This window comes from Paenibacillus apiarius (assembly GCF_017052585.1).
Taxonomy (GTDB): domain Bacteria; phylum Bacillota; class Bacilli; order Paenibacillales; family Paenibacillaceae; genus Paenibacillus_B; species Paenibacillus_B apiarius.
In genome coordinates, this window is the sequence record NZ_JAFFHZ010000001.1 from 1,866,699 (window position 1) to 1,880,741 (window position 14,043).

7 protein-coding genes are annotated in these 14,043 nt (G+C 44.6%); all 7 read right to left on the reverse strand.

Going from position 1 to position 14,043, the window contains the following annotated elements:
* Nucleotides 1-2: 2 nt before the first annotated feature.
* Nucleotides 3-1,202, reverse strand: coding sequence for a methionine adenosyltransferase (gene metK, locus JSQ80_RS08615; protein ID WP_206095022.1), 1,200 nt, complete (start codon nucleotides 1,200-1,202; stop codon nucleotides 3-5).
* Nucleotides 1,203-1,361: 159 nt separating this feature from the next.
* A complete protein-coding gene (locus JSQ80_RS08620; protein ID WP_087433987.1) occupies nucleotides 1,362-1,625 on the reverse strand; it encodes an alpha/beta-type small acid-soluble spore protein in 264 nt (87 codons plus the stop codon).
* Nucleotides 1,626-1,791: 166 nt separating this feature from the next.
* Nucleotides 1,792-4,365 (reverse strand): hypothetical protein, encoded by a 2,574-nt coding sequence (locus JSQ80_RS08625; RefSeq protein ID WP_206095023.1) that lies wholly within the window; start codon nucleotides 4,363-4,365, stop codon nucleotides 1,792-1,794.
* Nucleotides 4,366-4,514: 149 nt separating this feature from the next.
* A complete protein-coding gene (locus JSQ80_RS08630; RefSeq protein WP_206095024.1) occupies nucleotides 4,515-7,640 on the reverse strand; it encodes an Ig-like domain-containing protein in 3,126 nt (1,041 codons plus the stop codon).
* A gap of 600 nt (nucleotides 7,641-8,240) precedes the next feature.
* Nucleotides 8,241-11,879: an S-layer homology domain-containing protein gene (locus tag JSQ80_RS08635; protein ID WP_206095025.1), complete on the reverse strand. Its 3,639-nt coding sequence runs from the start codon at nucleotides 11,877-11,879 to the stop codon at nucleotides 8,241-8,243.
* Nucleotides 11,880-12,032: 153 nt separating this feature from the next.
* Nucleotides 12,033-13,163 (reverse strand): glycosyltransferase family 4 protein, encoded by a 1,131-nt coding sequence (locus JSQ80_RS08640; protein WP_206095026.1) that lies wholly within the window; start codon nucleotides 13,161-13,163, stop codon nucleotides 12,033-12,035.
* Nucleotides 13,164-13,278: 115 nt separating this feature from the next.
* Nucleotides 13,279-14,040 carry a WecB/TagA/CpsF family glycosyltransferase gene (locus JSQ80_RS08645; protein WP_206095027.1) on the reverse strand — a complete coding sequence of 254 codons (762 nt, stop codon included), beginning with the start codon at nucleotides 14,038-14,040 and terminating at the stop codon, nucleotides 13,279-13,281.
* Nucleotides 14,041-14,043: the final 3 nt, after the last annotated feature.

Here is a 14,043-nt window from a genome sequence, read left to right on the forward strand (position 1 = left end):
TATTAAACTCCTGCTTGCTCACGCAACACTTCTGCTTTATCCGTACGCTCCCAAGGCAGATCGAGATCGTTGCGGCCGAAATGTCCATATGCAGCCGTTTGCTTGTATATCGGACGGCGCAGGTCAAGCATTTTAATAATTCCTGTTGGACGCAGGTCGAAGTTATTTTGAATGAGTTCCACTAATTTGTCCTGTTCCACTTTCCCCGTATCGTACGTATCAACGCTGATGGATACCGGGTTTGCTACGCCGATTGCATAAGCCAATTGGATTTCGCATTTGTCAGCCAAGCCCGCAGCTACGATATTCTTCGCAACATAACGCGCTGCATAAGCTGCAGAACGGTCAACCTTCGTTGGATCCTTGCCGGAGAATGCGCCGCCGCCATGACGGGCATAACCGCCGTACGTATCCACAATAATTTTACGGCCTGTCAGACCGGCATCGCCTTGCGGTCCGCCGATAACGAAGCGGCCTGTCGGGTTGATGAAATACTTCGTATTATCATCCAACCATTCGCTTGGAACGACCGGGGCAATGACCTGCTCTCTAATATCCTTTTGAATCTGTTCAAGCGAAGTATCTTCCGCATGTTGGGTAGATACTACAATTGTATCGACACGAACTGGCTTTCCATCCATATATTCGATCGTCACTTGCGTCTTACCATCCGGACGGAGGTAAGGCAATGTGCCGTCTTTACGCACTTCTGACAAGCGGCGCGCAATACGGTGAGACAGAGCGATCGGAAGCGGCATCAGTTCAGGTGTTTCATTTGTCGCAAAGCCGAACATTAAACCTTGGTCACCCGCACCAATGTTTTCCGTTTCCTGCTTCATATCCTCTGTGCGCGTTTCAATGGCTGCATTAACCCCTTGCGCAATATCAGGAGACTGTTCGTTAAGCGAGGTCAACACCGCACAGGTGTTATAGTCAAATCCATACTTCGCGCGCGTATACCCAATATCTTTAATGGTATTGCGTACGATAGACGGAATATCAACATAATCCGCTTTCGTGCTAATTTCTCCGATAACCAGAACCAAGCCTGTAGCTACGGATACTTCACACGCGACCCGAGCATACGGGTCATTGGCCAAAAAGGCGTCCAACACCGCGTCCGAAATTTGGTCGCATATTTTATCCGGGTGTCCTTCTGTAACGGACTCGGATGTGAACAAGTGGCGTCCTTTCAATGACATAGGACTCGACCTCCTAACCTTTATTATGGCTCTCCCGCGAGCAGCCTAAACAAAAAAGTAACCTTTTCCACGATGGAAAAGGTTGTATACCAGCCTTCGAAAAATCATATTACTTTATTTGTCCGGTCCTGTCAATGAATGAAATGTAAGTTGGGCTTCCTATTTTTTCTGCAAAGCCTGTATAACTAATCGCTTCGTTATTTCACCGCCAACGGAACCCGCGTCGCGCGAGGTCAGATGCCCCCAATCATCATGGTTGGTCGTCTGCTGCACCGGCAGACTGCCCAATTCTGCCGCAAATTCAGTATTCATGCCGATGTGCACGCCATGCTGGGCGACAGGCAGACCCAACTCGGCCGCAATTTCATATTTAAGACGGTATAAGGCATCTTTGCTCGCTGGAACTAACGTTTTTTTACTCACGATAAAAGCTCCTCCTTAACATAAGTGCATGATGCTTATATTGTGCCTCATGATGAAGGAAAGGAGACACAGGAAATGTTGCAAGTCCTGCCATCTGATGGGAGCCATTATGTTTCGTTAATCTCGCAAAAATAAATCCCCTCGTACGAGGGGACTTATTTAATAATCAATCGCGGCTATTGTTAATGTCTTTACTGTAAAATGATAACGCCTGATGAGCCAATCTCAGCTTGTGGCCTTGGAATTGGTCATAAATTGAGAGCATTACATTTCCGCTTTTCACATTATCAAAAAATGAACTGTCAAAACTAATCGTCTGTGTTTGATTTAAACCAACCTTAAGTTCGGACTCTAAAGCAACTTCTTTACTAAACGCACGTCCGCTTGTGTCAGTTACCTCGAATACAAGCTTATGCTGGTATTCTCCCATATCATAAGACAAGTCACGATCCAAATGATAATTAAATTCTAGTCGAAGCGATGCGCCTGAAGCTTCGGCTTTAAGTTTGTTCATAGTTAATGTATAAGGGAACATCTCAATCTTCTCGATTGGCGTTTTGGATCCAGGCTGATAAGTTTGCAATTCCAATGCCACCGCATTTACATATCCGTTTGCTTCACCTTTTGGCGGAGTCAATTTTCCATCTGTGATGCCTTCACCGATAATAAGCTGCATATCTGTTGTATATACTTTGTCAGGTATTCTAGCCCACAAGGTAACAATATTTTTCCCTTCAGGTCCTGTTTGATGATCGACTTGAATGATATTTGCTTTAAATAGTTCACCATCTTTGGATTTGTAATATCCAACAATCTGCGAAAGATCAGTCGGACGTTTCTCCGCATTTTTCATTTCCAAGTCAGTGACAACCAGATTGGATGAAGTACCCGGATAAATCAGTGTTTCACGTGCTTTGATTTCAGCTTTTCTGCCAGCTGTCTTTAAATTATAGTCAGAACCGAACTTAACAACATCTAAATCTTCTATTTTACTAGAATTAGTAAACTGGATAAGTTCACTTGTTTCTTCGCCCAATTTCTCCATCAGCGCAATTTGTAGTTGGGTAAAGTCCAAATAAGAAGGAACTTTAGTTACAATATACACATCCATTTCACTCTTTGGCCCAATAACTAATGAAGAATCGCTTTGAATCAGTTTTGTTTCACCGGTTGATTTTGCTGAATCAATCTTAAACATGCCTTCTAGTTTTGGAAGCTCCAACGTTTTGAATTCTTTGTTCCGCAACGTCAGCTTTGCCGATACAATATCGCCGTCCGTCCAAGGTAAACGTTGAATAGAAGACAGCGTAACACCGAACGTTCCTTTGCTGTTTGCGACCTGGAATTCCGATCCTTTGGCATTTTGTATAGAGATCAATTCAGGCACTTCATACACAGCAACTGGGAAGCTGTACTGGTTATCGTTTTTGTTAGACTGATTTGTACCTTCAGCCGGGCTTGTTCCATTTTCCGAAGGTGTATTCATATGAAGTTTTAAATGACCTGTGCCGGAAGCTGTCGGAATAGTCGCATTTAATTTAAATGATTTGCTTTCAGCAGGCTGAAGTGTCACTTTTTCAAACATCTTATTAGAGATAGGGAATATCTCACCTTTATCCGCATGAATCGTAAATTCATATTTAGGCAAGGTAATCGGCTGATTTCCAATATTCTTAATCTCAAACGTTAAAGAAACGTCGCTGTTATCATAGCTCTGCGTTATCCATCCCGTTTGAATACGTGTTTCCAGCTTCGTATTTTCAACTTTTATAATCTTTTCCTTATATTGTTGAGTAACCAAGTCTTTCGAATTGGCCATTGGCAGTTGCAGTGTAGCTACGGCATAATTGATTTTATCTGTCTCTGATTTGGCAGATACATCTTCTTGAATAATTTGCAGCTCCAGCTTATCCAATTTTACGGAAGTGGGAATTTTCGTCATCAAGTTTAATGTCTTCTTATCTTTTGGCTGTATTTTATAATCAACACTAGAACTATCCAATGCTAAAGGATAGTTCGCGCCATTGTTCGCACGAATAGAAAATTTTAATTTTGGATCCTCCAAAACCTTATATCCGATATTTTCCAACGATACGTTTAGATTAACCATATTGTAACCATCGGATGGGAACATTAACATTTGTTCCACTTTCGAATTGAGCGGTATATCGTTAATCCGAATTTTTCTAGCCTGATTAGTCGGAGTTGTTATGGAATACGAAGCTGGAATCGAAAAATGTCCAATTTGGTTTTCAAACCCTGGCTTGCTGAAATCCCATTTAATGATTTGAAAGAACAAATCATTAACTTTAACATTTTTACCCAATTTTGCATAGTAAGTCACATTCATCTGAGATTGAGGAGCAATATTTTTCTTGTCCTTGTCTTTGCTAATCATATTTACAGAATAGATAGTTCCGCTTTTGGATTTTACTTTCGTCCAATAATCAAGTAACGAAATGCTCTTCGTATCATTGTTGTAGTAAGTAAGTGTGTACGTTAATACATTGCCGTCATCTTGGGTTAAAATATTCAGATCCGTCAGCTTGACGAAGCTTTTTCCAGTAAGTTTAACTGGCGATAATTTATCTAATGTATGTACGGCGGGTTGAGCTTGCTTGGTAGCTGCCGGTTTAGAAGCAGTCTGTTTTGCGGCCGGTGCTGCTTCTGCCAAATAACCGGTTTGTCCCAGTACCACTGCAAGCGCCAAAAATGCAGCTAATGTTTTGCCTTTTCTCAATGGTATTCCTCCCATTTCGCTTGATTTGCCTATACCTTATTAAACGCTGATGATTGCTAGAAAGTTTCGGATTTTAGCAAATTGAGAGGGTTAAAGTTTTGTCATAAAAAAAGAAAGCCCCTTTCGAGGGGCTTTCTAGCTACTCAATATTATTCAGAAATGCGATCGAATTGAGCTGCCAATTGAATTTCTTTCAAAGCGTTACCAGCGATGTCTCTGATAACTTTAATGGTACCTGTGTTGTCATAGCTCAAGCGAACAACGGTAGTATCTTTCAATGTAACGCCTGCTGGAAGTTTAAATTCGATTTCAAACGAATCTTTTGCTCCGTCTGCCGTGGTAGCAGGTTTCACATGATTAATAGTAGCTTTTTGCTCTGTCGAACCTTTTTCCTGAAGTTCTACTTTGAACAAGTTTTTGTAGTACTCAGTAAGCTTGTCGCCCTGAGCAAATTCAGTGTAAACTTTCGCGTCCACTTTTACAGTCATTTTGTAAGTTGCATCAGTTACACTAACTTTCGAAACGCTAAACGAAGTAGCTTCTGGGTTGATTTCGTCCGTAATAGCAACGTTAATCGCACCAATAGTGTTTCCAAAAGTATCTTGAGAATAACGATTAGCTGCTGTTTCCAAGTAAGCCTTCTCCAGACCCGCTGGCAGCTTATTATTGTCAGTAAACTTCAAGTACAACACGTCTTTATTATCGCTCAAACGATAATCGTTAGGACGATATGTGTTACTTCCTTGTACTACTTTAAAGTCGCCTACATCAACTTTGCTCAGCTTACCCGTAAGTTCAACTTTCAACTCTTCACGGGAGCTTGCAGTAGCTACAGATGCATTTACTTTGTCTTCAGAGACATCCTTAATTGTAATTGTGTAATTGTCGCCTTCTTTAAAGAAGTCGCCATCGATGTCTTTAACCAAACGAGCTTCGATTGGTGTTACATAGACAGTGTTGCCATCTGCATCCACTACCGGTTTTCCGTTAGCATCAGTTTTAACATTTCTGTAACCGTCTTTGAAGACGATTTGGTTGCGTTCGGAAGTCAAGAACGTACCGCGTTTTGCTCTGATACGAACTGTATCCGATTGAATCAATTCTGGATCTTCGAAATCACCGCTCAAAGATTTGCCAGCAATTGTATATTTCGCCTTGACAAGGGCGTTTCCGTCCCCATCAGTTTTAACTGCTTTAGGGAACTGCACATAAAGGTTATCATCGTTGGAATCTTGAGATACCCAAGCGCGAGCTGCACTATTCACTGCATCAGCATTGAAAGTTTGGGAGTATGGAAGCATTGTGTTGGATACATAAGCCGTGTCTTTCACACCGCTAACTTCCAACGTATAGTCGCCGCTATCCAATTTTTTCATCAAATCAATTTCAACCGTCTTCTTCTCTTCATTATAAGTCGGTTTCATGATAGGATGACCAGTTTTAGACTCAAGACCAGTGTGGGTGAAAGTCTTGCCGTCTTTGTCTTTCAACACATAATTGTTTTTGTCTTCAGCGGATGCTCTATCCAGCTTTTTGCTGAAAGTGAGGACCAGTTTATGGTCGTTTTGCTTCACTTCCACTTTTTCAATTTCTGGACGTTCAGAATCCAAAGAAGGATTTACTTTTGCAGTACGATTAGCTTTGTTGTCGCTGTAATCTTTAACGCCATCGATGTAAATCGTGTTTTCACCCATGTTCAAAGCTTTATCTTTGCTGAATTTCACAGTCACTTTGTTATCTTTGTACGTAACAACGCCTGTGTTGTTGGAATTTCCATGGTAGATTTTGTCAACCGATTTAACTGTTTCGTTAAATTCGATTTCCAATTCCATAGGATCTTTTGCTGTGACACCAACCACTTCAGGTGCAGTTGTGTCTTCAGCTACCGTAAACGTATTTTCAACTGGAGCAATTTTAAGACCAGAGAAGTCTTCGATGTTGCTAACAGTGATTTTGTGCTCGCCTACGGACAAATCAGTGCTAACGATAGCTACGTTAGGATAGATATAAGTTACGTTAGCGCCAACTGTTTTACCGTCAACTTTGTAGTTGCTGGAAGAATAAACACCTGACTTCTTCACAGGCTCAGAGAATACAACCTTGAATGCTTTCGTACCCAAGCCCACTACTTCTTTAACTTCAGGAGTTTGTACGTCAACTGGAGTGAATTTGATTGTTTGTTCAAATTTCTTGGATTTATCCTCGTTTTGAACACCTTTTACTTTCAACTCAGTTTCTTTTTGATTCTTCATAGTAGAAGAGTCTGCTTCTTCAAGCAAGATTGTTGCCGTACGGTTGTCGGAAGACAACGTAACAGTATCAATCTTTCTGTCTTTAACTTCGTAATTTTCTTTTCTTTCAGCGGATCTCTTGTCAACCGAACCGTCGAATTTAACAACAACTTCTTTCAGGTTTTCAGCTGTAACGGACTCAACTTTTTGAGCCGAAGTGATAACATGAGTAACTTTGTGAGTGTACTCTTTGTTATTGTAAGTGAACTTCACTTCAGTTTCCTTGTTTGGCTCAAGAGCTTTTTCAAGTTCAACTTTCACAACTTCCTTGTCGGACATTGTGAATTCGATGTGCTTGCTGTCGACTACTTTGTAGGACTCAACTTTTGGTCCTTTCAGAAGTTGGTCAGCCGCATAAGCTGCTTCAACCAATTGAGTGCGAGTTGCGTTCGCTTTAGGGTTTGCATCCTTAGCGATCAAACCAGCATCAACTGCTGCTTGGAAATAATCTTTCGCCCAAGCGGAAGCGTTGTTTTGGGAATCTTTAGGCATTGGCAATTTCAAAGCTTCAACCAAAGTTTTTGCTGTTTCTTCAACAGTGATTTTGCCGTTGAAGTCGAACAATTTCTTAGTCAAATCTTTACCTTGCATCAAGCCTTCAGCAGTTACTGCTTCGATGAAAGGAGCAGCCCAGTTCTTTGGACCGTAGTTTTTGTCGTTGTAGGAGTACACGCCGTGTACTTCTTTCAAACCGAACAATTTAACAACTACTTTAGCAAACTCAGCGCGAGTCATATCTTTATCAAGACCAGCGGTTCCGTCTGGATAGCCGTTAAATACCTCTTGTTGTTTCAATGCGTCGAATTTTTCTTGTGTCGTCTTAGCTTCGTCAGCACCGAATGCTACGTTAGCGAACATGGAGAACGCCATAGCAACGGAAAGAAGCAGGGCCAATCTTTTCTTCATAACCTTTTTTTCTCCTCCTCTAAATTGCTTCGTTTGTTGAGATTCTTGCGTAGAAGTTTGATAGCTCATTTCCCTCATTCGCCGATTCACCCCCTTCCCAGAGTAAGAGCGAAATGTATTCAAAAAAGAAGTCTGTAACACAAGGACATGCCACAGAAACTAGTAATCAAAATAAGAACAGATGAAAATAAATAGAAATACTCATACCACTTTAGACATTATACAATGACAAACGCCTAGCGTAAAGCATATTTTTGTGAAATACAGGGAACAATAAAGAATTTAACCACTGTTTTCGACTTCATCATATTAAACGCACCACTTCGCAAAAAGTTGCGCTCTCGGTGAAAAAATAAAATATTTTTTCGCAGATTCCCTCATACCCACAGAAACGTTGCATTTACACAAGCATTTGCTTGCTTCTGCTATACATTTTGCTATACCATCCGACATCGATTATGTATGCATCAGCGACTACAAACCATAGTATAGCGTCCCTAACCTATTCCGTCACGCACTAATGTTTACCAACCCGTTACAATAAACCCACCAATATGAATTTCATACATCGCCTCACAATATTGGAAGTGGACGGCTGGCATATAAAGAAGAGCCGAGTCACAGTTCGGCTCTTCTCTTCAATACCCGCGTTATATAGAAGTAAAACAGAAAGCAATATTATTTTTTCAATTTCGTAAGAATGCGTTCACCCATCACGGAAGCATCCGCTCTCGTCAGAGGCGATCTCGGATCGAAGCGATAAGTCGGCTTCTTTTGACCAGCCTGCAGCTCGTTCGGAATGCCGGAAATGATGCCTGCCTTCGACACCGCAGATACAGGACTTATACTATAGTAGTCAATTAAGTTGGCATCCGTGAATGATTTTTGCATTTTCGCCAATTCTTTCTCCGTATCGTTGAGCTTCAAGTTCATCGCACGGGCAATCATCGCCGCAGCCTCTTGTCTCGTCAGCTCGCCATTCGGCATGAACAAGCGCGGCGCCAGTCCGCGCACGATCCCTTTGCGGGCCGCGGTCTCGATATAACGGTAATCCCACAGCAAATCTGGCACTTCGTAGTTCAATACATCGTCGAACGTCAAGTTGTTCTCGTCATAATCAAGCGGAATGTTCAGCATTTTCACGAGCATCGTCGCGAATTCACCGCGCGTAATGTTGTCGTATACGCCGAATTCATTCAAATTCTTCGCTTTCATAAAGCCGCGCGAGAGCATGAGCTCCAAGCTAGGACGCGCATAACGGTGTGAGATGATGTCGTCATAGCTGTATCTCACACTGAATACTCCGTAATATCCGAAGCCGTCGAACGGCGCGGTAATCGTCTTTTTCTTCGTATCCAGCTTGCCGCCGACATTCTCCCACAGCTTATTCGTGTTATTCCAACGCCAGATACCCACGTTGCGTGCCTGCTCGTTAACGATGTTAGGGTCGTACTTCAATGTAATCGTTCCGCGTTGCGTCGGCTCGAGCCACATCCGATCGCCGCGCTCATAGAATTTTTTCGCTTCATCATAAGGATGAGTGGCGCTAATCAGCTTATAATCCTGATTCAGGACGCTGTCTTCCGAGCTGAAGTAACCTGCATCAACCCAGTACAGCTGCGAACCGAGTCCGAAGTGAGACTTCGGCAACAGCACGCTGCGCGCAAATTCATCTGGAGAGATACGTCTTATGGTGCCATCCAGGAATTCATCATTGCCTCCGGTAACCGGTTTACGAACACCGACTTGGTTCTCGCGGGTGATCGTTCTGCCGTCATCCGGATCGGCAATGCCGAACAGCAAGCTCTGCTTATCGAACAATTGAATTTCCTTCGGCGTTTGTCCCGGACGCGGGTTCATGTCGCGCAGCATCGTGCCTTTTGGCAGCTGCAGCACCAGGTTGCCCCCGAATGCGGACAGCTTTCCGTTTTTGCCGATGGAAGTCTTGAATTGAGCGCCAGGAAGCGCCGCATTGGCATAGTTCACTTCAAAGTTGCCATTAATTTTTTGCTTGCCTTGCATTACCGTAAATTTGATATTGTTTTTGCCATTCTTCAACGTCACTTCGCCACGGAAAATATCTTCCTCGCCTTTCACCAGCTCTTGCTTCCCGATAAGCACCTTATCCGCGCCTTCTGCACGAATGCTCACCTTCAGGAAGTTCTGATTCACGACGCTTTCTTCCGGAAGCTTCGGCGACAGCAATTCAAACGTATTTTGCTCGCGCGTAATTTCCAATGTTTGACGAGCGGTAGTCACGCCTTTGCGAGCCTCAATTGTTACGTTCTTCTTGCCGGACTTCGGCAACTCCAATCCATGCATTAAGTATAGAAAGGAGCCCGTTGTAGCGTTTTTCTCTTTAAACAAGATAGAAGGGTTCGTACTCGGACTTCCAGTAGTTAAATCCTTCTCTTCGAGCGAAGTCAACAGCTTGCCGTCAATATAAATATTCAGTCCCGTCGCATTTTGCACTTCGAACCACACATCGGCCGAGCGCTCTTTGGTGACGTATTGATAATCTTGAATTAATTTAAACTTCTGTTCCGTATCCTCTTTGTTCGGATTAGTCGCATCCATTGCTTCCGGCACCGGATAGATCTTCACGATCGCAGGAACATCCTTCGAGAAGAAGAACACCGTAATGGTATAACTGATCGGAACGCCGTTGGCCACCCCATCAATCGTAATCTTGTTCGGTCCCGCAACAAGATCGCCGCCCAGCGGATGGTCGAACTCTCCAGTACCATTGTTGATACCCGACAACCTTACCTTCTTGCCATTGAACGTGATATACGTTTGATCCATTTCAGAGCTGTTCTGAAGGTTGAAGTTAACTAATCGCCCTTGAATGTTTGGCAGGCCTTTCGCATTATCGAATGTTTTGCCGTCGAATACGTTCGTCAGCTTAATGTAAGGACCTGGAGCATAGCTCACTTTGATTTCGTATTCTTCTCCGCCCACTTCAATCTTCAACGTCTGATCGCCCGCAGGCAACGCCTCGAGCTTAATGACCGGTTCGCCATTGATCGTCTTCAAGCCGGTCGTAGCCTTGAATACCGGGTCCTTTACTTCCTTGCCATTCTGCCAGTCCGTAATGGAAATGGTTTGACCCGTAAAATTGTTCAGTTGCAGCTTCAGATAAAGCGGAACTTCGAAGACTGTGCTGTTTTGCGCAAATGTCGCTTCCGCGCTATAAGATACGCCGGTTCCGCTTTCCTCTGGATTGAACAATTGTTTTACATCCACGATTTCAGCGGCGCTGCTGTCTCTTATAATGAAGAAATTGTTGAACACATTCGTCTTGCCGTCAAACGTTACCGTCAGCTTAAGCAAATGTTTGCCGGTAGAATTAGTAGTGACCGAGCCGGCAGTCACATATTCGTAAATGATATAGTTCGAGCTTTCTTCCAACTTGGTAATCGTTGTACCCGTTTTTTCATCAAGCAGAGGTGTCGGATCTCCCTCTTTATTGACCAAGATTTCCATCGTCGGATCGCCAGGCGTCGTGCCTTGCTGCGGCTTAGGGACGATGAATTTCCCTTTTACGGCGCCGCTCACATCACCTGTCACAAAGTGATTGGACGTATGATCAATCGCCTTGCCACCGATGTAAGTATCATAACCTGTCAAAACGCCGTTGAATGACACAACCTGACGCGTAATCGTATAGGTCAAGCTGCCGTTCGTCGCCACAATGACGATATCATTCAAGCCTGGCTGAAGCTTAATGCCGGATGCTACAAAGACACCGGCGCCGCCATTGAACATTTGACGTCCATTGACAGATACTTCAGTCGCATTTGGCGCCTTCAAGGAGAGGCCTGCCGTATCGCCCTTTACAATGAGCGGCACGCCCGATTCCAAAGTCCGCCCGTCAGAGAGCTTAATGTCGGAGATGGCCGGCACGTTGCTGAATTCAACGAAAGCGCTGGCCTCAACCGTATTGCCGTTTGGCCCCAGCCCCGTCACCGTCACAATGTTCAAGCCCGTCTGCAAAGGAACTGCGCGGAATACGAATGAGTTGCCGGTAATAGTTGGCTTAACATCCGTTCCATACGTTGTATGAACAACCTTGCCGTCCACTTCCAATTCGACTTTGTAACCAATTGAGCTGGAAGATACCCCGTTAAACGTACCTTTCACCTCAATATTTTCCGTGTTCACCTGAGTAGGATGATCTTTGCTCGTGCTCAGATTGGAAAAGTGAAAATATCTTGCTCCCTCTGGATCGTCTGCCTTTGCGACACCCAACGGGATTCCCGCGGATATCAAGGCAACGACCAGCAGCATGCAAAGGGATTTTAGCCACGCACGCATTGTATCGCCTCCATAATCCTTATTCAACCAATATAATCATATAGACTTGTTATCGGCTTCCGGCCGTCCAAATTTAAGAGATATGCCAATAATGGCAACAAAAAAAGCTTGTTCTCAATAAAGAGAACAAGCTTCAAATTACAAGTGCTGATGTTACTTCGTGCGGGAATCCGCATGCACCTTCACGCGCAAGCGATGAAGCATGCTGAGCATCGGACGCTTCGTCTTGCTGACGATGCCGATGAGTTCGGCGCCCAGCTGCAGCGAGACGAGCAAAATGCAAATAACGACGAAGGTAACCCAATTCGCATCATGCGACGCCGCGAACGATTGAATGACGGCAAGCACTCCGAAAAATGCGGCAATGCCGTAAATGATAAGCACCGTCTTCCGGTGGCTGAATCCGAGCTCACGCAGGCAGTGGTGCAAATGACCCTTGTCGGGCGCGAAAATCGGTTTCTTCTGCAGCCAGCGGCGTATGATTGCGAAGAAGGTATCCGACAAAGGCACTCCGATAATAAGGAGCGGCGTAATGAATGAAACGATCGCAATTTGCTTGAACCCGAGCATGGACAATACCGCCAAGCTGAAGCCCAAAAAGAGCGAGCCCGTATCACCCATGAATATTTTTGCCGGATGAAAATTGAAGAACAGGAATCCGACAATGCTGCCAAGCAAAATCGAGCATAATAAAATGACAGCCGGATTGCCCATAAAGACAGCCATGACCAAAATGGTCGCAATCGAGATGCCGGACACCCCGGCAGCCAGTCCGTCAAGTCCATCAATGAGATTGATGGCGTTCGTTACACCGACAATCCAGAATATCGTCAGCGGAATCGCGATCCACGATTCAATCGCCCAATATTTATCGCCAAAAGGCACATTCACAAAATTTACGGTTAAATCAAAACCGAACACGACCACACATGCAGCAATGATCTGGCCAACCAGCTTCACTTTGGCCGATAATTCAAAGCGGTCGTCCAAGGCTCCCACGAGCACAATTACCGAACCCCCGGCGAGCAATGCCTTTACCAGATTGCCATCGCGTGCAGAGCCAAATAAGGTATCTGGAATAAAAGGCATAAGAGCAAGCAGCGCCAACACGAAGGCTGCATAAATGCCAAGCCCGCCCATGCGCGGCATAATGCGTGTATGGACTTTACGCGCATTCGGAACGTCAACCGCGCCAACCTTAATTGCAAACTTCTTAACTAACGGCGTTAATCCGGTGGCCAACAGCAATGCTATAAATCCACCTACTACATATACGGTTATCATCGGTTGTTCTCAACCCCCATTTATGTTACCGGATTGAATTATACTCCGTTCATAATGGAAACACCAACGCTGTATCGATAAGGATTCTTACGAAAATGAAAGATTGGACGACATTTCAATGGGCTTTTGTCACCTTTTCTTTATCCCGCATTACTTTCCATGCAAATATCGGAAGCACCAGCATCCGCTTAAAGCGTTTAGGCTCCGTCACCAAGCGGTATAACCACTCGATGCGCAGCTTCTGCGTCCATTTCGGAGCGCGTTTGGTTCTGCCTGACAGGATATCGAAGGTCCCGCCCACACCCATCATGAGGGGGACTCGAAGCTGATGGCGATATTTCGCAATCCAAGGCTCCTGCGTGTCCGCCCCGCGTGCGACGAACAATATATGCGGGTTCGCCTCCTGAACCTGACGAACAACATCCTCATCCTCCGTGTCACCGAAGAAACCGTCGCGGGCTCCTACAATCTCGATAGCCGGATATTGTTGATGTAACCGTTCCGCAGCGGCTTGAACCACTTCGGGCGCAGCCCCCAGCATGAATATTTTCCACCGCCGGGCTTCTCCGACCTTCATTAATTCATGCAGCATGTCAAACCCCGTCACGCGTTCGGACACCGGATTGCCTACGTAATTGGCGGCCCAGACGACGCCCGTTCCATCCGGCACGATCAAGTCGGCTTGCTTCATGATGCTCATGAACTTATCATTCTCCAACGCAGCCATGACCATGATGGGATTCGCTGTAATGACCTGCAGCGATTGCTGTCCGCTGTCTATTGAATCGGTTAACAATTGAACCGTGTCGCGCATATTTAATTTGGAAAAAGGGATGCCGTATATAGAGACGGTCGGCACATCCACGATTTGTTTCATGTC